At 38.7% G+C, this 19,931-nt stretch carries 17 protein-coding genes, 1 tRNA gene, 1 other RNA gene and 2 pseudogenes; 9 read left to right on the top strand and 12 right to left on the bottom strand.

Annotated features, from left to right (window positions below; all coding sequences use genetic code 11):
• Positions 1-967: 967 nt before the first annotated feature.
• From ACFIK0_RS04605 to ACFIK0_RS04615, 3 genes are all read left to right on the top strand, one after another.
• Entirely contained in the window at positions 968-1,732 is a 765-nt protein-coding gene (locus tag ACFIK0_RS04605) for a lambda exonuclease family protein (protein ID WP_375663588.1), read from the top strand.
• 397 nt (positions 1,733-2,129) lie between these two features.
• Entirely contained in the window at positions 2,130-2,315 is a 186-nt protein-coding gene (locus ACFIK0_RS04610) for a hypothetical protein (RefSeq protein WP_375663589.1), read from the top strand.
• 102 nt (positions 2,316-2,417) lie between these two features.
• Positions 2,418-2,633, top strand: a complete 216-nt coding sequence (locus ACFIK0_RS04615) for a hypothetical protein (protein ID WP_375663590.1) — start codon at positions 2,418-2,420, stop codon at positions 2,631-2,633.
• Between the two features lie 527 nt (positions 2,634-3,160).
• On the opposite strand, the pseudogene ACFIK0_RS04620 reads toward ACFIK0_RS04615, so the two are convergent.
• The 3 genes and pseudogenes from ACFIK0_RS04620 to ACFIK0_RS04630 all read right to left on the bottom strand — a co-directional run.
• A pseudogene (locus ACFIK0_RS04620) lies at positions 3,161-3,400 on the bottom strand (DnaJ domain-containing protein); the annotation flags it as partial.
• Between the two features lie 946 nt (positions 3,401-4,346).
• Positions 4,347-4,880 (bottom strand): hypothetical protein, encoded by a 534-nt coding sequence (locus tag ACFIK0_RS04625; protein WP_273790848.1) that lies wholly within the window; start codon positions 4,878-4,880, stop codon positions 4,347-4,349.
• A gap of 92 nt (positions 4,881-4,972) precedes the next feature.
• On the bottom strand, positions 4,973-5,710 hold the full coding sequence (locus ACFIK0_RS04630) for a hypothetical protein (RefSeq protein WP_273790847.1): 738 nt from the start codon (positions 5,708-5,710) through the stop codon (positions 4,973-4,975).
• Between the two features lie 1,550 nt (positions 5,711-7,260).
• Here ACFIK0_RS04630 and ACFIK0_RS04635 point away from each other — a divergent pair.
• Positions 7,261-7,422: a hypothetical protein gene (locus ACFIK0_RS04635; RefSeq protein WP_375663591.1), complete on the top strand. Its 162-nt coding sequence runs from the start codon at positions 7,261-7,263 to the stop codon at positions 7,420-7,422.
• Between the two features lie 2 nt (positions 7,423-7,424).
• Here ACFIK0_RS04635 and ACFIK0_RS04640 read toward each other — a convergent pair.
• Positions 7,425-7,499: transfer RNA gene (locus ACFIK0_RS04640), tRNA-Thr, on the bottom strand.
• A gap of 176 nt (positions 7,500-7,675) precedes the next feature.
• Here ACFIK0_RS04640 and ACFIK0_RS04645 point away from each other — a divergent pair.
• The 4 genes and pseudogenes from ACFIK0_RS04645 (at position 7,676) to ACFIK0_RS04660 (ending at position 10,732) form a co-directional block, all read left to right on the top strand.
• Entirely contained in the window at positions 7,676-7,828 is a 153-nt protein-coding gene (locus tag ACFIK0_RS04645) for a hypothetical protein (RefSeq protein WP_273790845.1), read from the top strand.
• A gap of 176 nt (positions 7,829-8,004) precedes the next feature.
• Positions 8,005-9,300 carry a UDP-N-acetylglucosamine 1-carboxyvinyltransferase gene (gene murA / locus ACFIK0_RS04650; protein ID WP_273790844.1) on the top strand — a complete coding sequence of 432 codons (1,296 nt, stop codon included), beginning with the start codon at positions 8,005-8,007 and terminating at the stop codon, positions 9,298-9,300.
• Between the two features lie 399 nt (positions 9,301-9,699).
• Positions 9,700-10,092: a helix-turn-helix domain-containing protein gene (locus ACFIK0_RS04655; RefSeq protein ID WP_375663592.1), complete on the top strand. Its 393-nt coding sequence runs from the start codon at positions 9,700-9,702 to the stop codon at positions 10,090-10,092.
• Positions 10,093-10,263: 171 nt separating this feature from the next.
• Positions 10,264-10,732: pseudogene (locus ACFIK0_RS04660) on the top strand (helix-turn-helix domain-containing protein).
• Positions 10,733-11,099: 367 nt separating this feature from the next.
• On the opposite strand, the gene ACFIK0_RS04665 reads toward ACFIK0_RS04660, so the two are convergent.
• From ACFIK0_RS04665 to ssrS, 4 genes are all read right to left on the bottom strand, one after another.
• Positions 11,100-11,921: a TIGR00282 family metallophosphoesterase gene (locus tag ACFIK0_RS04665; RefSeq protein ID WP_273790841.1), complete on the bottom strand. Its 822-nt coding sequence runs from the start codon at positions 11,919-11,921 to the stop codon at positions 11,100-11,102.
• Positions 11,922-11,939: 18 nt separating this feature from the next.
• A complete protein-coding gene (locus ACFIK0_RS04670) occupies positions 11,940-12,545 on the bottom strand; it encodes a 5-formyltetrahydrofolate cyclo-ligase (RefSeq protein WP_375631471.1) in 606 nt (201 codons plus the stop codon).
• Between the two features lie 118 nt (positions 12,546-12,663).
• Positions 12,664-12,840 carry a hypothetical protein gene (locus tag ACFIK0_RS04675; RefSeq protein ID WP_375631457.1) on the bottom strand — a complete coding sequence of 59 codons (177 nt, stop codon included), beginning with the start codon at positions 12,838-12,840 and terminating at the stop codon, positions 12,664-12,666.
• Between the two features lie 467 nt (positions 12,841-13,307).
• Positions 13,308-13,468: non-coding RNA, 6S RNA (gene ssrS / locus ACFIK0_RS04680), on the bottom strand.
• Between the two features lie 559 nt (positions 13,469-14,027).
• Here ssrS and ACFIK0_RS04685 point away from each other — a divergent pair.
• Entirely contained in the window at positions 14,028-15,728 is a 1,701-nt protein-coding gene (locus tag ACFIK0_RS04685; protein WP_375654331.1) for a DNA polymerase, read from the top strand.
• A gap of 882 nt (positions 15,729-16,610) precedes the next feature.
• Here the strand turns inward: ACFIK0_RS04685 and ACFIK0_RS04690 are convergent.
• The 4 genes from ACFIK0_RS04690 to ACFIK0_RS04705 form a co-directional block, all read right to left on the bottom strand.
• Positions 16,611-17,396: a tetratricopeptide repeat protein gene (locus tag ACFIK0_RS04690; RefSeq protein ID WP_375663593.1), complete on the bottom strand. Its 786-nt coding sequence runs from the start codon at positions 17,394-17,396 to the stop codon at positions 16,611-16,613.
• A 157-nt stretch (positions 17,397-17,553) separates the two neighbouring features.
• Positions 17,554-17,679: a type B 50S ribosomal protein L36 gene (ykgO, locus tag ACFIK0_RS04695; RefSeq protein WP_004863016.1), complete on the bottom strand. Its 126-nt coding sequence runs from the start codon at positions 17,677-17,679 to the stop codon at positions 17,554-17,556.
• A 779-nt stretch (positions 17,680-18,458) separates the two neighbouring features.
• Complete coding sequence (locus ACFIK0_RS04700) at positions 18,459-18,632, bottom strand: hypothetical protein (RefSeq protein WP_273790839.1); 174 nt, start codon at positions 18,630-18,632, stop codon at positions 18,459-18,461.
• A complete protein-coding gene (locus ACFIK0_RS04705) occupies positions 18,625-18,999 on the bottom strand; it encodes a hypothetical protein (protein ID WP_273790838.1) in 375 nt (124 codons plus the stop codon). The genes ACFIK0_RS04700 and ACFIK0_RS04705 overlap by 8 nt, the downstream gene beginning before the upstream one ends.
• Positions 19,000-19,931 lie beyond the last annotated feature (932 nt).

The raw sequence follows: 19,931 nt of genomic DNA on the forward strand, positions 1-19,931 counted from the left end.
AAGCTTAGGGGAAGCTTAGGGGAAGCTTAGGGGAAGCTTAGGGGAAGCTTAGGGGAAGCTTAGGGGAAGCTTAGGGGGGGACTTAGGGGAAGCTTAGGGGGAGCTTAGGGGGGACTTAGGGGAAGCTTAGGGGGAGCTTAGGGGGGACTTAAAGGAGCTTAGGGGGGAGCTTTGCGGGGGTTTTTTTAGCCGACATGGGAAAGGGGGGCATGAAAAAAATAGCCTATATATGAGAAATTGCGGGCGCTTGTGTGTGGGGCGGGGAAGTTGCTGGCTGGTTCATTGAGGGGATAAGGTAATGGTGGGGCAGGTCGTCATTCAGTGACTTGGAGTGACACGGAAAGCATGCTGGAAAATAAAAATGAAGGCTTAGGGGGAAGAGAAGCAGCAGTACAAACAGGTTCCAACCTATAAAAAGGCACGTTCAAGGGGGAAAAGAGCCGGTTTTTATGTTTTTGCGGCACGCAAGTAGGGAGCTTGGAATGATACGTAAAGCATGCTGGAAAATGGAAGAAGGTGTTTGACGGGGGAGGTCGTTAAAGCTTGTTTAGACGTATTGGGACAAAAACGGGGGGATTTTGGGAGCTTTTGTGGTGCGTGCTGGGGGAGCGCCGCAATGAAAGGGCCCAAGTGCTTTTTCATTGCGGTGACAATGGTGTGCGTTATGCTTTCGTTCTTGGGGGGGCCCGACTTGGGGGGAGAGCTTGGGAGGAGGAGCTTTGCGGGGGTTTTCTTAACCGATATGGGAAAGGGGGGGCATGAAGAAAAGAGCCTATATATGAGAAATTGCGGAGGGGGGATGTTGAGGGGGGCAGCAGTTTTTGTGTTTTCGGGGCACAATATTGAAGGATGCATTGAAGGATGTTGTCGCCTTTAGTCCGTGTGAGGGACACAGGCTTTAAAAATATGAATGTTTCAAAGAGGATATATTGCAAAAAACACTTTAAAGATGAAGGGGAGAAAGGTCATGCCAATTATTATCGATTGTATTCAAGGAACAGAAGAATGGCAGAAAGTGCGTAATGGTTTGATTACAGCTTCTTTGTTTGAGATGGTTATGGCACAAAAAAAACAGGGGCAAAAAACTTCACGCTATCAGAGTGTGATGATGAAATTGGCGGGAGAAAGAATTACAGGAAAAACCGTTGATGAAGGGGCAACACTTTCTATGCGACGTGGAACAGAATTAGAACCAATCGCACGACAGCTTTATGGGGAACTTACACATACAGAACCTGAATGTATTGGCTTTGTTTTGGCTGATGATCGCGGACAAGGATTTTCCCCCGATGCTTTTGTGGGAAAAAATGGCTTATTAGAAATTAAAACAAAAAAACCTGAAATTTTGATCCCTCATTTCATGCAAAAGAATTTTCCAGCAGAACATAAAGCACAATGTCAAGGGGGATTATGGATTTCTCAACGCGAATGGGTGGATTTAATGCTCTATTGGCCGGATATGCCTCCTTTGATTAAACGGGCTTATCGTGATGAAGCGTATATTTGCAAGCTTGAAAATGAAATTAGCCGTTTTAATGAGGCTTTGGAGAAGATGGTACAGCAAATTAAGAGTGTTGGGACAGGTTTTCATCTAAGGACAGAAATTGCTTTGAAGGAGGGGGAAGAAAGGGTGCTTGGAATGAAGACAAAGCGTCTGCTGGAGGGCAAAACAAGAATGAGGCGGGCAAGAAAGGGATCGTGTGCAGCGTTGAGGAGAGGCAAAGTTCTATAAAAAGGAAAGAGCAGAGGGAGAAAAGAGCCGGTTTTTATGTTGGAGGAGGGTGCCAAACAAGGGGGCGCAGGGAAGTAGGGAGCGTAGCGAACTTAAGGGACATGAATGTGAAAGCATGTTGGGAAATGGGGGGAAGAAAGGGTGCTTGGAGCGCATGCAAGGTGTATGCTGGAGAGGAAAACGAGAATGGGAGTAAGGCCAAGTGCTTAGAGGTATGGAGGTGTGATTTTGGGAGCTTTTGTGGTGCGTGCTGGGGGAGCACAATGAAAGGGCCCAAGTGCTTTTTCATTGCGGTGACAATGGTGTTTCGTTTTTGGGGGAGGGCTTTGGGGGACTTAGGGGGACTTAGGGGAGCTGTTGGGGAAGCTTAGGGGGGCATGAAGAAAAGAGCCTATATATGAGAAATTGCGGGCGCTTGTGTGTGGGGGGGGGGGAAGTTGCTGGCTGGTTCATTGGGGGAAAAGACAATGGAGGGGCAGGTCGTCATCCAGTGACTTGGAGTGACACGGAAAGCATGTTGGAAAATAAAAATGAAGGCTTAGGGGGAAGAGAAGCAGCAGTACAGACAGGTTCCAACCTATAAAAAGGTACGTTCAAGGGGGAAAAGAGCCGGTTTTTGTGTTTTTGCGGCACGCAAGTAGGGAGCTTGGAATGATACGTAAAGCATGCTGGAAAATGGAAGGAGGTGTTTGGCGGGGAGGTCGTTAAAGCTTGTTTAGACGTATTGGGACAAAACGGGGGGATTTTGGGAGCTTTTGTGTTGTGCCGTGTTTGGGGGCGCGATGAAAGTCCCTCCATGATGGCGAAGTTGCCGGACAAGTGCTTTTTCATTGGAGAGGAAATGGTTCTTGTGGTACTTTTGTTCATTAAGAAAGAGTCGTTTGAGGGGCGTTTTTTTTAGCCGATATGGGAAAAGGATGTAGGGGCATGAGAAAAAGTCTGTGTGGAGTCAAGTGGGCTTGTTGGGGAAAGGTTGGGGGCAGGTTGTGGAAGAAAATAGAGGGGTGGAGGAAAGGGGAGAATAAGAAAAGAACGGATAGAGACATTATAATCTTTATGTTTTTCTACACTACCTTGTTATAGAAAATCAAAAATTACCACACCTTGTGAATTCACTGTGGGGCTGATCTTAAAGCTCTTCAAAAGCACTGATCAATAGATACTTCTCCATATAACTTTGATAAATGATATTAGTATGATCCCGAAGATAAATGCACCAATATTTACCAAATATCCTTTTATACTGATGAAAATTAATAACCCTATACTTATTATTCCTAGTGGTATATTCCACGTAAAAAACGAAATTATATAACACATTATAGGTATTATTCCACAAATAATGAAAATTACATTCATGATACTACCAATTACATGCTCGGTATTATCTTGTCGTCTGTTCTCTTGGTTTCTACTAATTTCAGAAGCCTTGTCATTATCTTTAAAAGTTTTATGATAGAACTGATTGTAAGCAGCTCTCTTTTGAGGATCTTTAAGAACTTCATAGGCTTCACAAATTTTTCTGAATTTTTGTTCTGCTTCGGTACTAGAATTATGATCAGGGTGGTATTGCAGAGCTAATTTACGAAAAGCAGATTTTATCTGTTTATCGTTGCATGCGTAGCTTACACCAAGAATTCCATAATAATCGTCTTCATTTATTATCATTAAATACAGCCACTTTGTGTATTGCTCTTATTTTATAAGATCGTTTAATTGATCCCCTTTGAATGTATCGACATGTGTTATTTTTATGTTAGAAATATGGTGAAAATTGTATTGAATGGTGGGGCTGTACTTGGGGCTATTGTATCTAAATGAGGGGAGATACAGTTCAAAACGCTTGAAAAAGCAGGTTTTTTTAATGTTTTAGAAGTATTTTTTAAAAAAATAGATTAAAAGAGAGACGATAAATCAAATATAAAGGGACGGCAATAATAGCCAAGGTTGTCATTATTGTAAATAAACAGGCAGGAACCTTAAATCTAAAACGCCAAAGTAAACTAATGGGAACGGACGTTATCGTTGTTATGATGAATCCTACGATAAACCATTGCATGAATAAGTACATTATATTGATTTTATCTTTATTAAAACGATTTTGTTTGAGTTCTTCCTCTGAAATACAATCGATAATAGAAAAAACAGGGTAAACAGGAAACTCTCTACTTGGACAAGCAATAACAGCAAATTTTTCAAGCTCTAACCATTATCTTTCGCGTTCTTTTTCCAATATCTTCTTTTCTATTTTTTGTTTTATATATTCTTTGGAAATACAATTGATCGGAGAAGTATTCCCAACAAAAAATTCGTCTTTTCTACATCCACGGGTTGTATGATGCGTGAATAAAAACAGCGCTTATTGCTATAGCAAATAAAATAAAGTGTTTAAACATAGGGTATTTATTGTCTTTTGTTTCTAACGAGCTTTGATAAGTAATTTCTATTGAATAAATCAATATATGTTATTTTTATGTTGGTAAAATAAAACAAATTGTATGTACTTTGGCACTTTGTATCTAAAGATGGCGATAGATAGTTCAAAATGCTTGAAAATGCAGAATACCCTTTGAGAAGCACTTTTCATAAAGTTATGGAATGAATAGATCAAAGTTTATGGTAATTTTGTATACTCTATGATAACTCTGTATAAGATCTCAATTTCATGATCAAGTTTCTCAAGTTCTTTCTTGTTTTTAGCTATACGCTCTTGATATGTCTCTATGTGTTTCATACTGTTTGAGAGACGGGTATGCTCATTAGAGTGTTTTGCTTCATTCACATGTCGCATTGCATCTATTTCTAATTCTATAAGGCTACACAGAGTATTAAATACATGATGTCGTTTTTTGATTATATTCTGCCATTTTTTTATTATATTGACATGTTTTTCATAGAGAGGTTGCGATAACCGCCACTTGTTTTCCAAAAAAAATGTTTTTTCTATCCAGAGAATTTGGTAGAATTTTTCTGACCACCAACTACTTCCATTAACGAGGAAAATGCGGAACAATCTCTCTCTTTCTGTAATCTCTTTTGAAGAGAATAGTTCATTCGAATGAGTATATCCCTTTGAAGAATAAAAAAGATGCGTTGTTAAAAGGGCGATAATTAAGACGTTTCTCAATAAAGACTGTTTAATTAACATTTTTTTTATACCCTTTTTGTGATTGATTATAGTCATTGTGAGAGGGCTTAATGGTTCTTTAGAAGTATTTTGAAAGGCGTTTTATTATCCGTTTAAAGATTTTTTAAATACTGCTTCCATTTTTCAAAAGTGCTATATCTTACGGGCGGTTTTACATTTTCTTTGGGCATCATGGCAAGGTATACCTCTCTAGCCATAACGCACATTGTTGCTGTGTTTCTAAAACGAGTGAGTTCATTGCCTATTATGAGCAGCTCTGTCTGGAGAGTTTGTTCTTTTCGACTAATGCCATTAGGGGAATCCAAAAATTTTTCTGCGTACGCAAACATTGGATCATCAAAGTTTGTTTCAAACTTTGCGTTGAGGAAAATATTTTCTATATAATCCCAATTTTTCCTGTATTTCATCCCGTTAGCTTTAAAAGCCCTAAGTCTTGTTGGTAAGTCGTTAAAGGTAAGTGTGGGCATCGTTTTATCACCTTGCCATAAATCAAAAAAACGTCCACAAAAAACAAGCAATATGTGATAATGTTTAAAAATATTGAATTCTGGAGGATTACTGGGCAATGTTATTAAATGCCTCCAAAATTGACTTTTGTCATGGGGTATGTCTACAGTCCATTCCATATACGCTTTTAAATATTCTACCTCTTTTTTTGCTTTTTCTAATTTCTGAGAATATGCTAAAGGAGTGTAATTTTCATGGACATATTTTTGGTAAAGCCTATCGTATTCAGCGAGATCGCTTACTTGAGTACAACCCAATAATAGGGATACAGAAAAAAACGTTATAAATATTATGACGTACGTTTTGAATAATAATTTCATCATTTTAACGTTTAATGATTTTTGTTGAATAAATCAATATGTGTTATTTTTGTGTTGAAAATATATGTAAAAAATGTATTTAATGAAAACAGCGATAGTGATCATACTGTATCTAAATAAGGGTGTAGTACAGGATAAAACCCCGCACATGCGGGGTTTTATTCGCTGAAGAAGACAAGGACAGAGGAGACAAGGACAGTAGAAAATATAAGGGAGGTCCTGTCACCAAAATGTTTGTTCTAGGGCGGGAGTGGGGAATATCCAAAATGCTCTAAACGAAATATACTTGTTGTGCATAGTCATGCGCTTGTTTTAAAGAGACATCTTGCTCCAAGCTCTTTTTATACTCATTTCATGCCCATTTCATACCGGCGTTCGTGAACTTCATGCTGGGGCTTGTAAATGGTATCGTGAGAGGTAACGATAAAACCTCGTAGATTATAAATATTACACACCTCATCTTTACTTTATGAAAAAGTAAGTTGGTATCATCTTGAGCTCGTTCTCAAGATTGCGACATGGGCTTTAGCTCTTGGGATGATTCATAATCTCATTCACTGTGGGGGGGACTTTTCATAAAAGGTAGGCTTTTCTTGAAAAGTTTTATGCCATACGGATCTTTCTGCTTGTGAACTGTAAGCCTTGTGAACTGTAAGCGAAGAGGGGTGTTTGATTTCAATAGAATAGAGGGGAAGAGAATTCTTCGCTCTTAGGGTTCTTCTGCAAGAGGAATAACGCTATCCGTATAAATTAAAGTATTCGTATAAAAAAGAGCGTCTTGAAAGAGGGATGGCTTAGAGCACGTGGAAAATCATAGTGTATAAAATTGGTAATGAGGGATCTTCTTTGAAACGGCGGGCTATCAATTTTCTGGTATATGGGATGCCTAGTATATGGGGATGTCTGTCATATGAGATGTTTGCCATATGGGAGCGTGGGGTGACTTATTGAAAGCTTTATTGAGGGGGGGCTTTATCACTGTTTGGTTTTTTTCTTTTGGTAAGGGGTGGGGAGAATGGGGAAGGAATTGAGTTGAGAGGAGGTTCTGGAAATGGCTCTGTTAGATTTGTTGTAAATGACGAATAGGATCGATGAAGCTTATTCTAATTTTTAGAGGGAATACTTGTGTTGCTTGAGGTGGATAGAGAGGCTAGAAAGATAAGATTATTCGTTTTGGGGCGGATAAAGGTATCAATGGGATATGTTCAAACAATGAGTTTATAATAATTCATTATTGAGATTTAATTTGAATTTCAATGAGAGCCCGAAATAGTGTGAGATGTTCTTATTTCAAACCTTCTTATTCAAACGCTCTTATATTGAAACAAGTAAAATCGTTTGTCTGCATATTATAAGTGGGGTGAGCTTGTGGGGAAAAATATTCAAGAAATAAAAATGCCTATACCGTCTCAAGTGTTAAGAAGATGCAACAGTGAGGTTTGGCAAAGAGAAGGATAAGGGGGGTGTCTTACAGGAAGGAAAAAGGGGGAAGCCAATGGGAGGGGGGCTATTCTTTGGGGTGTGTCAATTTCAAAAGCCGCTCATAAAGCATTTTGGAGATTAAGTGCGTCATTGAAGCCATTGATTTTGACGCCATTGAAGCGCATGGTTTAAAGGATGGAGGATTTGATGAAGCCAATGGAGGCTGGGGGAAAAAATTGAGGCTTATAGAGAAGGCTTATAGGGGCAAGAAGAGAGAGGCAAAAGAAGAATAAAATGGTGCTGCGAGAGAGGATTGAACTCTCGACCTCTCCCTTACCAAGGGAGTGCTCTACCACTGAGCTACCGCAGCCCTTTTCAATCTTTGCGCTGTCTTGTGCCATATTGTCAGAAAATAGGCAAGAGAACATTTGTATATTCTTGCAAGAAAACGTATCTTATGTCATGACATATGTTTCTTATATGCTTAAATATTTAAGGTTATGAGTTGCTTGGATAGAAGCTCAACACTGTTTAAAAGGTTGCGCAATGACACAAATGTATCAAAAACAAAAACAAAATGAAATGAATCATCAAGATGAAAAAGCAAAACGACGTCAAGAAAGATTGGCGCAACAATTGCGTCAAAACCTGAAACGTCGAAAAGAACAATGCCGAAAAAGAGCACAAACAGAGCTCTAAAATGCAAAAAGCTCTAAAATGCAAAAAAATGTTTTTTAGTGAAGCTTTGCAACCAAACTTCTCAATAATTTGTTCTCATATTTAGAATGCGTTCTAAAACGATTAATAAAGCATAACTTCCCGAAGGGGGACAATCCTTTGGAAGGGCAGGCACAAAGGAAAAGAGGGAAAACACTATGGATTCTATTCAAATTGTTGGGGGAGAAAAACTTAAAGGAACAATTCCTATATCAGGAGCAAAAAATGCTGCCTTGCCTCTTATGATTGCGGCGCTTTTGACAGAAGAAACGCTTACTTTAGAAAATATTCCTCATCTGGCCGATGTCGAATTGCTTATTCGTATTCTCAATAATCATGGTGTGGGATATGCCGTTGATGGACAAGAGTTTAACGATGAATGTGTGAATTCAAGAACAATTCATTTTACGGCGCAAAAAATAGCCACAACACGGGCGCCATACGAACTGGTGAAAAAAATGCGTGCAAGCTTTTGGGTTATCGGACCTCTGCTTGCACGATGCGCAGAGGCTTATGTTTCGCTTCCTGGAGGATGTGCTATTGGAACAAGACCTGTCGATTTTATCCTTGAAGGACTCAAAACTTTAGGCGCACAGATTTCGATCGAAAATGGATATGTTCATGCAAAAGCGCCAAGGGGCTTAAAAGGTGCTCACTATCGTTTCCCTAAAGTCACTGTTGGGGGAACCCATGTGCTGCTGATGGCGGCGACAACGGCAAAGGGAACAACCGTTCTTGAGAATGCGGCTTGTGAGCCAGAAGTGACAAACCTTATTCGAACCCTGAATGCTATGGGGGCTCAAATAACCGGTGAAGGAACAACAACGCTTACAATTGAAGGGGTGAAAAAACTTAAAGGGACAAAAATACGCGTTATTGCTGATCGAATCGAAGCGGGGACATATGCAATGGCTGTTGCTATGACAGGAGGAGATGTCTTTCTTAAAAATGCAAATCCTAATCATCTCACAAAAGTGCTTAAGGTGCTCCAAAAAACAGGACTCGAGATTCAAATAGAACCTCAAGGAATTCATGTTAAGCGAAATCCAAAGAACACCAAAATTATGCCCGTTGATATTAAAACAGGACCTTATCCTGCTTTTCCAACCGATCTCCAAGCCCAATTCATGGCGCTCATGACACGGGCTGAAGGAACCGCGCATATTACAGAGACGGTTTTCGAAAATCGTTTTATGCATGTTCAAGAACTCAATCGCTTAGGAGCACAGATAAAGCTTGATGGGCAGACGGCAACCGTCTATGGAACAGAGAATTTGCAAGGGGCTCCCGTTATGGCGACGGATTTGCGTGCTTCTGTTTCTCTTGTGATTGCAGCGTTGGCGGCAAAGGGGGAAACAATCGTCAATCGTGTCTATCATCTTGATCGTGGATTTGAGAGATTAGAAGAAAAATTAGTCCGTTGTGGCGCAAAAATCCAACGCATCACAGTGTAATTCTCTTCGAAGGTATTCGGTCTGCCTTTAAGGGGTTTGATCTCAAGAAGCAAGCTTTGTTCATTTTCTCAATAAACGCGGGGCTTATCTCATGGTTTTGGAGCTTTTACGAGCGGGCATAAAAGTTTGAGAGGCGGGTGGGGCTCATAAAACAAACAAATAAAGACTGTTTTAAATTTATTGCTAATTTCATGAAATTACTTTATAAATAACACTGTAACTTTGGTCGTCTACGCAACGATCAGTAGGGTCTGAAAGCCCTAAAGTTCAGTACATAAGATTAGCCTACTCTTGTGGGTTTCCCGGGATTCCGGGAGTTTTTGCCATGTCCAGGTGCGATGAGCACTAAAAGCAAAAAAAGCTGACTGAACTCAGTACTTTCAGACTCCCGGAATACCAATGCGAGGGCGCTCGCAACCGGCAGGGGAGCTTGAAGTGAAAGCTAAAAATCCACACTTTAACGACATTTCGATAGGCAGAAAAATTCGCTTTAAAAGAACAATGATCGGAATGTCGCAAAAGCAATTAGGCAGTCAGTTAGGTGTGACTTTTCAACAAATCCAACAATATGAAAAAGGCTCTAATCGTATAGGAGCTGGGCGTTTACAGGAAATTGCTGATATTCTCAATGTTCCTATTTCTTTTTTCTACGCTGATCTCTCAACAAAGGAAAATGCTTTGTATCCTTGTGATGAAAGGATTTCAAGTAAAGAAGAGCATATCCTTTTGAAAAGTTTTAGAGAGCTTAAACCTAAAAAGCAGAAGGCAATTTTGTGTTTGATTGTCTCATGAGATAAAAACACTGTTTTAAATTTTATTGCTGGTCTCCAGAAATTATTTTATGAACAAGCACCAGGGTTCTCGTCGTACAGTGTGGTTGAATGGTGGAACCCAAAGCCTGAAAATCCAAGATGAAACATTAGCCTGCTTTATAAGTATCGCGAGATTCCGGGAGTTTTTGCCATGTCCAAGTGCGCTCTAGCACTAAAAGCAAAAAAGCTGACTGAACTCAGTGTTTTTGACTCCCGGAATACGCATAAGAGGCGCTCGCAACCGGCAGGGGAGCTTGAAGTGAAAGCTAAAAATCCACACTTTAACGACATTTCGATAGGCAGAAAAATTCGCTTTAAAAGAACAATGATCGGAATGTCGCAAAAGAAATTAGGCAGTCAGTTAGGTGTGACTTTTCAACAAATCCAAAAATATGAAAAAGGCTCTAATCGTATAGGGGGCGGGGCGTTTACAAGAAATTTCCGATATTCTCAATGTTCCTATTGCCTTTTTTTTTTACGCTGATCTCTCAACAAAAGAAAATGCTTTGTATTACTGTGATGAAAGAATTTCAAGTAAAGAAGAGCATATCCTTTTGAAAAGTTTTAGAGAGCTCAAACCTAAAAAGCAGAAAGCAATTTTAAGATTAAATTTTCGTTAGAATCAAAAAAAAATTAAAGAGGCTCTTGCTAAATAATAAATTATTATATAAAGCTTTTTCTAGAGAAGGGGGTTAACATTTCTCCTCCCCCCCCCCCGCAGAAATGTCCGAATAAAACCTCCTTCTCATCATTTTAAAAATCACGAAAATTTTTATCCTTTATCTTTTATCCTTTTAAAAAGAGTGACTTATTTGTGCTAGAAAAGTTGCTGTATTAGGCAAATTGGAGGGCGGGGTGTTTTTAGGATTTGGGAAGGGCTTGAAAAATCATCTTGCCAAATAGAGTTCTCAAAAGGAAATCTTGGAGAGCAATCATCCAAAGGGCGCACAGTGGAGAGCGATCATCAAAGGGGCGGCTTAAAAGAAGCTACCAAAAATCCGGAACTTCAGGCTTTAAATGAGGACCAATCCGTACCGCTGAGACCTTTTCTGCTAAACCGGTGCGATCTGAAATCTCAACCGCTAAACCACAAAGGGTGGCAGGACCACACGCCGGTTCAAAACGGTCTTGCTTCGTCTTATAAAGAAAACGGTGTAAGGGTTCTTCTTTATCCATTCCAAGAGAGGAGTTATAATCTCCACACATGCCTGCATCTGTTAAATAGGCGCTCCCACCTTCTAAGATCTGCGCGTCAGCCGTGGGAATGTGCGTATGTGTGCCAACGATAACACTCACACGACCATCCAGAAAATGGCCTAAACATTGCTTCTCGCTTGTCGTTTCTGCGTGAAAGTCAAAAATAATCGTATCGGCTTGCTCCATCAACGAACAGGCAAGAAGAATATTTTCCGCTGTTTCAAATGGATCTTCTACTTTGCACGGCATAAAAACGTTGCCCAACAGATTGGCGACAAGAACACGGGCGCCATTTTTTGCCGTAAAAACACCAGCACCTTTTCCGGGAGTTTCTTTCGAAAAATTGGCAGGGCGTAAAAAACGATCACTCTCATGGGCATACTGCAATGCTTCTTTGTGAGAAAAAGCATGATTGCCTGTGGTGACAACATCAACACCGGTCATCAAAAGATCTTGATATGTCTCTTGCTTAAGACCAAAACCACCAGAGGCATTTTCACCATTTACCACAACAAAATCAAGCTGCCATTTCTCAATCAGTTGAGGAAGGTGTTCAAAAACAGCTTTACAGCCTGTGCTACCAACAATGTCACCTAAAAATAAAAAACGCATAGGCGCTTTAATCACACTTTAACATTTTAAGAAACCTTTTTCTGTAAAAATTCCTTGTACCTGTAGATCATGTTCTGCTGCGGGAATAGAGAAAACCTCCTGACATGAAAACCCTATGCCCCATAATGTCATTTGATGCCCTTGTTTTTCAAGAGCTTCAACCGCACGGTCATAGTATCCCCCTCCATAGCCAAGACGGTGACAGTGACGATCAAACGCAGAAAGCGGAACAATAATATTATTGGGGACAACAACCTCATTGTCGGCACTGGGACCAAAGGTGCCAAAACGCATGGGCTCTAAAATCGTGCTGGGCGAAAATGCACGGAAAATCATGGTGGTGGAATCAAGCACTGCTGGTAAGGCTAAACGTCCACCGCGTAACGCTACAGCATCCAGTAAAGGACGCGGGTCAATTTCCGATTTAATGGGCCAATAGCCTGCTAAAATGAGGCGTGAAAAATCGGTTCCCTTCTTTTCAAGGTATTCAATAAAGTGGCAACAAGCACGCTGCGAAAAGAGTGCGCGCTCTTCTGTTAAAAGAGCATCACGACGCGATAAACCGCTTTTGCGTTGCTGTGTGCGAAGGGATGAAGCAGATTCACAGAGGGGATTTTGTGTCATTGTCTCGTCAATTGTTTTAATAAGATGCTGGCATTTTATCCATTGTTGGCGTTTTGTAAATCTCTGTTAGGACAAGAGCTGTGCTCATGAAAAAAAGCATGAAAAAAGTGTGTGCTCTTTATAGGGGGTATCTTGGTGCAACAAGCCGCTTTTGCGCTGCTTGTGTGCGAAGGGGTGAAGCAGATTCACAGAGGGGATTTTGTGTCATTGTCTCGTCAATTGTTTTATAAGATGCTGATATTTTATCCATTGTTGGCGTTTTGTAAATCTCTGTTAGGACAAGAGCTGTGCTCATGAAAAAAAGCATGAAAAAAAGTGTGTGCTCTTTATAGGGGGTATCTTGGTGCGATAAACCGCTTTTGTGCTGCTTGCGTGCGAAGGGGTGAAGCAGATTCACAGAGGGGATTTTGTGTCATTGTCTCGTCAATTGTTTTAATAAGATGCTGGCATTTTATCCATTGTTGGCGTTTTGTAAATCTCTGTTAGGACAAGAGCTGTGCTCATGAAAAAAAGCATGAAAAAAAGTGTGTGCTCTTTATAGGGGGTATCTTGGTGCAACAAGCCGCTTTTGCGCTGCTTGCGTGCGAAGGGATGAAGCAGATTCACAGAGGGGATTATTTTGTCAGTGCTGTCTGTTTTATAAAATAAAGCCCCTCGTCATTTTTATTTCTTGAAAAGAGAGTATCGTCATTGGTCTTATGTAAAAGGACGCTCTCAAGTTTAGCTGGAAAAATTTTTATGCAAAAAAGTTATACAAATAAAGGGTGATCCACAACAGCCGATGGAAAAAGCTGATCCCGGGAACCTATACAAATAGGTGGGCGCCATATGAAAAAGCCCACGGGCTTGATCAGGGACAGCTCCCTTGGAGATCATTAAGGTCTCAGGAATACGTTATTTCCTGTCGAGAAGCGCAGAACACCCTCCTTAATATAAAACAATTTCAGAGTTTCTGCTAGAGATAAAATAACCTCGCTCTCTTCTTTTTCATAAAGTATTTCAGGAGAGATTGATGATATTGTTGGTGGTTGCTCGAAATGGCTGTATGATGGATGGCTTATTCAAAGTAAAAAAGCAAAAATATGAGTGGGGGTGGGTGTTTGAGTGACGTAGAACGGTTTATTGCCAATCGCTTGATTGGCTCTTTTGGGACAATGCTTGATTTTTATGTTTCGCGGGAATACTTGGAGGAGCTTTGAAGGGAATATTTCTTATTCAAGGATGTTTGTTCAATTGATATTGCTTCTTTGAAGTTTTTGCCTCGTGGGGAGTATTTTAGGGCTGTTTTATCAACTTTGAGGGCAAATTGTGAACGCTTTTCGTTTCTATGATTTTCTAAGTGTAAAAAGGTATCTCCAATCATGGGGTGAAGGCTATGAGAGTGTTCGTGAAGAGCGAAATATAGTAAAAGATAAATATTTTTTGTCTTTAGAATGAAGCAAACACAATAAAGAGGTGATAAAATCTAAAAAGGGAGGAAACATGAGACTTATCAACTTTAGAAAATTATATACTTTTACTTTCAAGGCGACAATTAAAGAACCTGTTAAGCCCTATATGGTTTCAATTGTTAATGTTGAAGATCTAACAGATATCACTGTTTTTACAATAAACGATGGTGATCCTGTTAGACTTTTTTTAGAATTTGTGAAAAAAATAGAAAACAGTACAAGATTTTATGCTTATAACCTAAACTATGATTATGCTATTATTCGATCTTGGTGTCATTTTAATCAAAATGATCTTATAACACCTAAATTTTATGATTTTATCTCGCAAAATGCTAGAGTTCTTAGATCGGAACTTGCATTTCAATCAAATAAATCAAAAAGAGTTTATCTATTCGATTCATTAGAGTTATTTTTAGTTCCTTTGCAAGACATAATAACAGCTTTTACCGATTTAAAACAAAGTGAATCTTCTCTCTTTGAGTGCATTGATGATGTTATTATTCATCAAAATGATATCGATTGCTGTGTGAATGAAAGCAAGGGATTAGCCATTGCTCTCAAAAAAAGACTCCAATGGGGAAGAAATAAAATGACTTTTGCAGCTGATGCTAAAGCTGTATGGTCAGAAAAAATGTTTAAAAAATTTACAAAAATTAAAGCAGAAACATATTTATTCCCATCTTTAGAAGAAGGTGATGATTATATTTTTAGAAAAGCAAATGACGGTGGTTTTTGTTTTTTTAATAGATATATGGGTAAATTCATAAATAAAGAAATTGAAATTTATGATGTCAATAGTATGGGCCCTGCTATGATGTTAAAACAATTACCTATAGGGGCACCTCTTTATAAAAAAGGTAAAATTGAAACTAATGATTTACACCCTCTAGGTCTTCAAAGATTTTATATAAATTCAGCAGAATTAAGAGAAAACAAAATACCTATTTTAAATAATAACACACAATCATCATCTGGGGGTGTTGAATATTTACAAATTTTATCTGAACACGAATGTGAACATAAAAAAATATTCATGTTAACATTACAAGAATTTGAATTGTTTAAACAATCTTATCACTACCAAAATTTGGAATTATTAGATGGTTATCTCTTTCAAGCAAGAGATGACCTTTTTACTGATTATATTGATGAATTTTTTGAATTGAAAAATTCTTCAGATAAAACAATCAGCAGAATAGGAAAAATGTTTCTTAATTCATTATGTGGAAAAATGGCTGAACGTCCTCATAGAATTAAAAGATATATCGAATTTGAAAATGATGTTCTTAGATTTATTTGGGGTGAAACAATATTCCAAAAATGTGGTTATTTGCCAATTTCTTTATTTGCTGGAAGCTATGCTCGTATGTTTTTAATTGAGTCTATTTACAAAATTGGACTTGAAAATTTTATCTATTGTGACACTGATAGTATCCATTGTTTCAAAACTGAAAATGCTAAAAAATTAGATATTCATCCCTCTAAAATAGGGGCTTGGAAATTAGAAAATAAAAAGAAAATTATAGCAGCTAAATATTTAGCTCGTCGTCGGTATTGTTTGCAATTTGAAGATAATACTTTTCAAGCAGTTTGCCCATATATACCTTCTGACAAATTAACGCCTCATATCAAGTCATTGGATGATTTTCAACTTGGTAAAAGCGTTAAAATGACAGATTTTAAAATGGGTGTTGGTGGTCTATACCCAATAGAAAGATTTGTTCCAATTTAAAGGAAAATAGGAAAGTGACTATACTGGGAGATGAAAACGTGCATAGAAAGTCGTGATGGTATCAAATTTTATCCTGTTATGGCGTAACATACTGTTATTTACTGGCAATATAAGGTTGCTATCCTTGATAGGTTCAATGTTTTTATGTGTGTGGTCAATGTCCTTAAGTTTAAGAAAATCCCATATGTGGGAAACCAAGTGAAGTCTACTAGAATTCGGATTGTTTACAGTCCGAAGTGGGTTAAGAGACTTCGTGCTTTAAGGTGTGGGGAGGATATGCATTGGCAATCGCTTGATTTTTATGTTTCGGGGGGAATGTTTCGGGGAGCTTTGAAGGGGAAATATTTCTTATTCAAGAATGTTTGTTTAACTGACGTTGCGTCTTTGAAGTTTTTTCCTTGTAGGGAATATTTCAGTGCTGTTTTATCAACTTTGAGGGGGGGAGAGAGCCGATACGGTATGTGCTGCTATGGTTTTATAAAAATAAAAAAAAGACGATGACTATTTATCAGAGGGGCTAAGCGATGTTTTAAGCTTTTTTCAAAAAATATTTTTTGAGGATCGTGTTTTATCATCTTTTTATCCATGATGGAGGGATAGTGAAAAAAAGAGGCGGTGTGAAGAGAACGCAGGCGTGCAGCGTTTTTTTGCTATGAGAGAAATTCTGAAGGAAGTATATTGGAAGTGTTTGGACCCTGCCTTCAATACAAAAAAGGTCCAAATTCAAAAAAGACATTGTCAATTGCTTGGGGGGGGGAAATTTCTTGGGATGGTGTTTGATGGCGTGTGCAGGGACTGAGTTTATTGAGTGGAATGTGAAGCAGGCTGGCGTCTTATCTAAGTTTGAAAGGATGCCGTAAAGTGTCTTGTTCTTGAATGGTTTTAAAGAGCTTGCGGTGTTTGTTCTTCTAGCAGAGCTTGCACGCGCTTTTGAATCCTGCGCATTTGTGGATAGTAATCCAATGCTGTTTCATAAGCTTTAAGAGCAAGTTTTGGACGCTCCGTTGCTTCCATGACAACGCCAAGTTCAAAAAAAGCACTATAATTGCGCGGCTCAAGTTCAAGAGCATGGTTGAGATCAAGCAGGGCAAGCTTGAAATCGTTCAGTTGAATGTGAATCCAAGCACGCCTTACCCAAGCTTCAGAATGAGTAGGTAAAAGTGCAAGAGCATTGTCAATATAATCAAGCGCAAGTCCATAATCATCGCTGTTGAGTGCATTTTCAGCCCATGACATTAAAAGATCAATCGTCTCACTCCCCGATTGGGACCATAAATGTTGAAGTTGTTGACTGATCTTTTTCGCTTTAGCAACATCAGCACAATATTTCAATTCTTTGAGTAAACGTGAAATTTCTGCTTCTTTGCGTTGCTTAACTCTGTCAACATGGGAAAGCTGCTCTTTGTCAAGATCTTCAAGAATAACCGCCGAGGAATCAGAATCGGAGGGCGTTGAGGAAGGGGGAGGAGAATTGGGAATAAGATCATCTAACGGTAAAAGCGATTGTGGAGAAGGCCGATCTTCAGGAAGAGAAGGAGGATTTTGCCCATAGCTCGAGGGAACAAAACAAAAAACGCCAACAAAAAAAAGAAAAAACGCGCGCTGAAAAATACAGAAAAAACGCAGCTGAAAAAATCGAAAGGCTTTAAAAAAAATAAAAGAATCCATAAAAACAAGCCCCCAAAAGATAAATCACCAAATATTATCAAATACTAGACTTGTAATCAACGGACTTATAACCAAAAAAACGCAAGAAAAAATTTTTAAGCCTACAATCAAAGTAGGCATAAAAACATTGACCTTAAAGAAATTAGCCCTAAAAGAATTAGCCCTGACGTGCTCTAAAACGTGGGTTCGTTTTATTCAGAATATAAACACGACCCTTACGACGCACCAAACGATTGTTACGGTGGCGCTCTTTTAGTGCTTTAAGCGAATTTTTAATTTTCATCATATTCACCGTTTAAATAGTTTACGTAACACAATACTATAATACTATAATACAACACTAAAATATAATACCACAACCCCAATAGACTGCTTACTCTATGAGCATTGCATTGCGATATCGTACTTGCATTATAACATCACACGATACACTTTTTCACTGTGATCACAAAAAGAAAAGCGCACTCTTAAGGTACGCACTAACCACTTCATTAGCACAACGAATAAGTGAAAATTGCAAAAAAGTAGGAGAGATTTAACAAGAAGTCTTATTCTTGTCAAGGGTATATCCCTTACAAATTCCTTAGGGTGTGTTAATGGTTGCCTTGAAGGTAAAAATTTTCTCGTAAAAAAAGGACACAAAAAAGCACAAAGAGTGGAAAAAAGTAAAAGCCTTTTCAGCTTTAAACAAATAAGCTCTGTTAGGGAGTGTTGAAAGATCAGGAGCGCTGTTGAGCCGTTTGATTGTTGAAGTTGGTGTGGTTTTTTTGTCGTTAAGGGCAAGGGGGGCTTCTTAAAACGCAAGAGGCTTGTTTGTGGGGGCTCGTGAAGCCCTGTCAGGTACGTGCGCCGGCTGAAATGCTTGAAGTGGGGGAAGAGGGGGCGCCGTTGGAATTGTTTCTTGTATTTGTGTACGCCGTGCCTATAGTTTCAAACGTCCCCTTATGAAAAATCTCATACCCTCAATATGGGCCTTCAATAACTGGGAATCACATTAAATACGTCTAGAAATATGAAAATAAGAATTATGGTATTTTAATACCACGTTTTTCACGATTTTTTTTATTTATTAATTTCTTTATTCCATTTTTGAATTGCTAAGTTTAGTCCTGTAAGCGCTTTACGGTACAGTTTTCGATATTTAATGGTAGAATAAACAAGCCAAACGGATAATGTTATTATTGCACAACCGACAATGATCCCTAGAATGCGCCCTAATATTATAGCTTCAGTCATTTTCTCTCCTTATTGTATTTTGATTAGCAACCGCTTCGTCTAGTTGTTTCATTACTTTTTTCAGTTTCTTCTTTACTATGATCCGTAGCACCAAAAAGATTGGTATCGAACCGTACAGAATTAATGCGCATATCAGCCCGATTGCAGTTGCTACATTCATCTGAGGTTTATCCGCACTGCCTAATATTGAGAGGAAAATGTATAAACAGACGCTTATAAAAATTATGAATATAAACTCTCTCAGTGAAACAACACCAGCTTTTAATGTTTCCTTAACTTCTTTTTGGATATCGAGGACTAAGTCCCATTGAGAAGATGTATCATTTTGTTCTTTGGGTGATGCATTCGATAGGTTTGGTTTTGTCATGTTGATATTCGTTTGTTTCTTGAAGGTTTTGTCTTTTGATAAAGCGAATAACTCAGTTTCTCAGACTATTTTTATGAAATGAAAAAAGATTTCTGTACTTGTTAAAATGATAATACGAATGACTTGCTACGTCTGTAGCGCATCTTCCTTTTATTATTATGAGGCATGTACAATTTTTCATGCCGCTGTATAAAAGATTCGTTTTGTGAGTACAATTATATTTTATCACTAAACTACAGGCGAAGAGGCATTTAATATTGAAGTGTTTAGCCGGTTGAATTTACTTAAGAAAAGCTTGATTGTTGACAGATCGGCACAGGAATCTTCGTCCTTGAGCGCGGTTAGGCGCTCAAATTTGAATAACGTAATTTTATAGGGGAAAGAACGAAGGCGATAGACATAACGAAGGTGACAAATATTACAGATATTAAAGTGAGTGATATTTTAAACGGTTGTTGTTTTAGAGTGTAAGCTAAATTTACGGTTTTCTTTCGGTGTGTAGTTGTATGTTTATCTGCTATTTTAAGCTTTATTGCGAAATGAAATAAGGAGAGACGCTTCAAGCTCTAGAAAATACGACACAGGTAATATCGCCTTATGAGGGGAGAGAGGATATTGCTATGATGGATAAGCTTAGTACTGTAATTATATCTTTGACATGAAACTCAAGGGGTGGTGCGGAGCGCGGCGCTTGGCACTTTTGTGAAAGAATGAACACAAGAAGGGAGACTAGAGGCAATGAGAACGCATTGTTAGAATGCTCTCTATAGGCTGCAAGAGGTAAGTTTATCCTCTAAAGGTTGGAATTAAAAGGCCTAAAGATTGGCATTAAAAGAAAAATGAAGGGGCTGCGTATGTTATGGGGGAATATTTATGCGGTGGAAGGTGGAGGGGTGATGAACTTGGGGGCTGGCGAATTGCTTTTAGTCGTG

The sequence above is a fragment of the Bartonella sp. CL63NXGY genome (assembly GCF_042194905.1).
In the GTDB taxonomy this organism is placed as follows: Bacteria; Pseudomonadota; Alphaproteobacteria; order Rhizobiales; family Rhizobiaceae; genus Bartonella.

Coding starts and splice junctions, on each gene's coding strand:
- ACFIK0_RS04605 (WP_375663588.1), top strand. CDS start 968: ATGCCAATTATTATCGATTGTATTCAAGGAACAGAAGAATGGCAGAAA.
- ACFIK0_RS04610 (WP_375663589.1), top strand. CDS start 2,130: ATGAGAAATTGCGGGCGCTTGTGTGTGGGGGGGGGGGAAGTTGCTGGC.
- ACFIK0_RS04625 (WP_273790848.1), bottom strand. CDS start 4,880: ATGTTAATTAAACAGTCTTTATTGAGAAACGTCTTAATTATCGCCCTT.
- ACFIK0_RS04630 (WP_273790847.1), bottom strand. CDS start 5,710: ATGATGAAATTATTATTCAAAACGTACGTCATAATATTTATAACGTTT.
- ACFIK0_RS04645 (WP_273790845.1), top strand. CDS start 7,676: ATGACACAAATGTATCAAAAACAAAAACAAAATGAAATGAATCATCAA.
- murA (WP_273790844.1), top strand. CDS start 8,005: ATGGATTCTATTCAAATTGTTGGGGGAGAAAAACTTAAAGGAACAATT.
- ACFIK0_RS04655 (WP_375663592.1), top strand. CDS start 9,700: ATGCGAGGGCGCTCGCAACCGGCAGGGGAGCTTGAAGTGAAAGCTAAA.
- ACFIK0_RS04665 (WP_273790841.1), bottom strand. CDS start 11,921: ATGCGTTTTTTATTTTTAGGTGACATTGTTGGTAGCACAGGCTGTAAA.
- ACFIK0_RS04670 (WP_375631471.1), bottom strand. CDS start 12,545: ATGACACAAAATCCCCTCTGTGAATCTGCTTCATCCCTTCGCACACAG.
- ACFIK0_RS04675 (WP_375631457.1), bottom strand. CDS start 12,840: ATGAGCACAGCTCTTGTCCTAACAGAGATTTACAAAACGCCAACAATG.
- ACFIK0_RS04685 (WP_375654331.1), top strand. CDS start 14,028: ATGAGACTTATCAACTTTAGAAAATTATATACTTTTACTTTCAAGGCG.
- ACFIK0_RS04690 (WP_375663593.1), bottom strand. CDS start 17,396: ATGGATTCTTTTATTTTTTTTAAAGCCTTTCGATTTTTTCAGCTGCGT.
- ykgO (WP_004863016.1), bottom strand. CDS start 17,679: ATGAAAATTAAAAATTCGCTTAAAGCACTAAAAGAGCGCCACCGTAAC.
- ACFIK0_RS04700 (WP_273790839.1), bottom strand. CDS start 18,632: ATGACTGAAGCTATAATATTAGGGCGCATTCTAGGGATCATTGTCGGT.
- ACFIK0_RS04705 (WP_273790838.1), bottom strand. CDS start 18,999: ATGACAAAACCAAACCTATCGAATGCATCACCCAAAGAACAAAATGAT.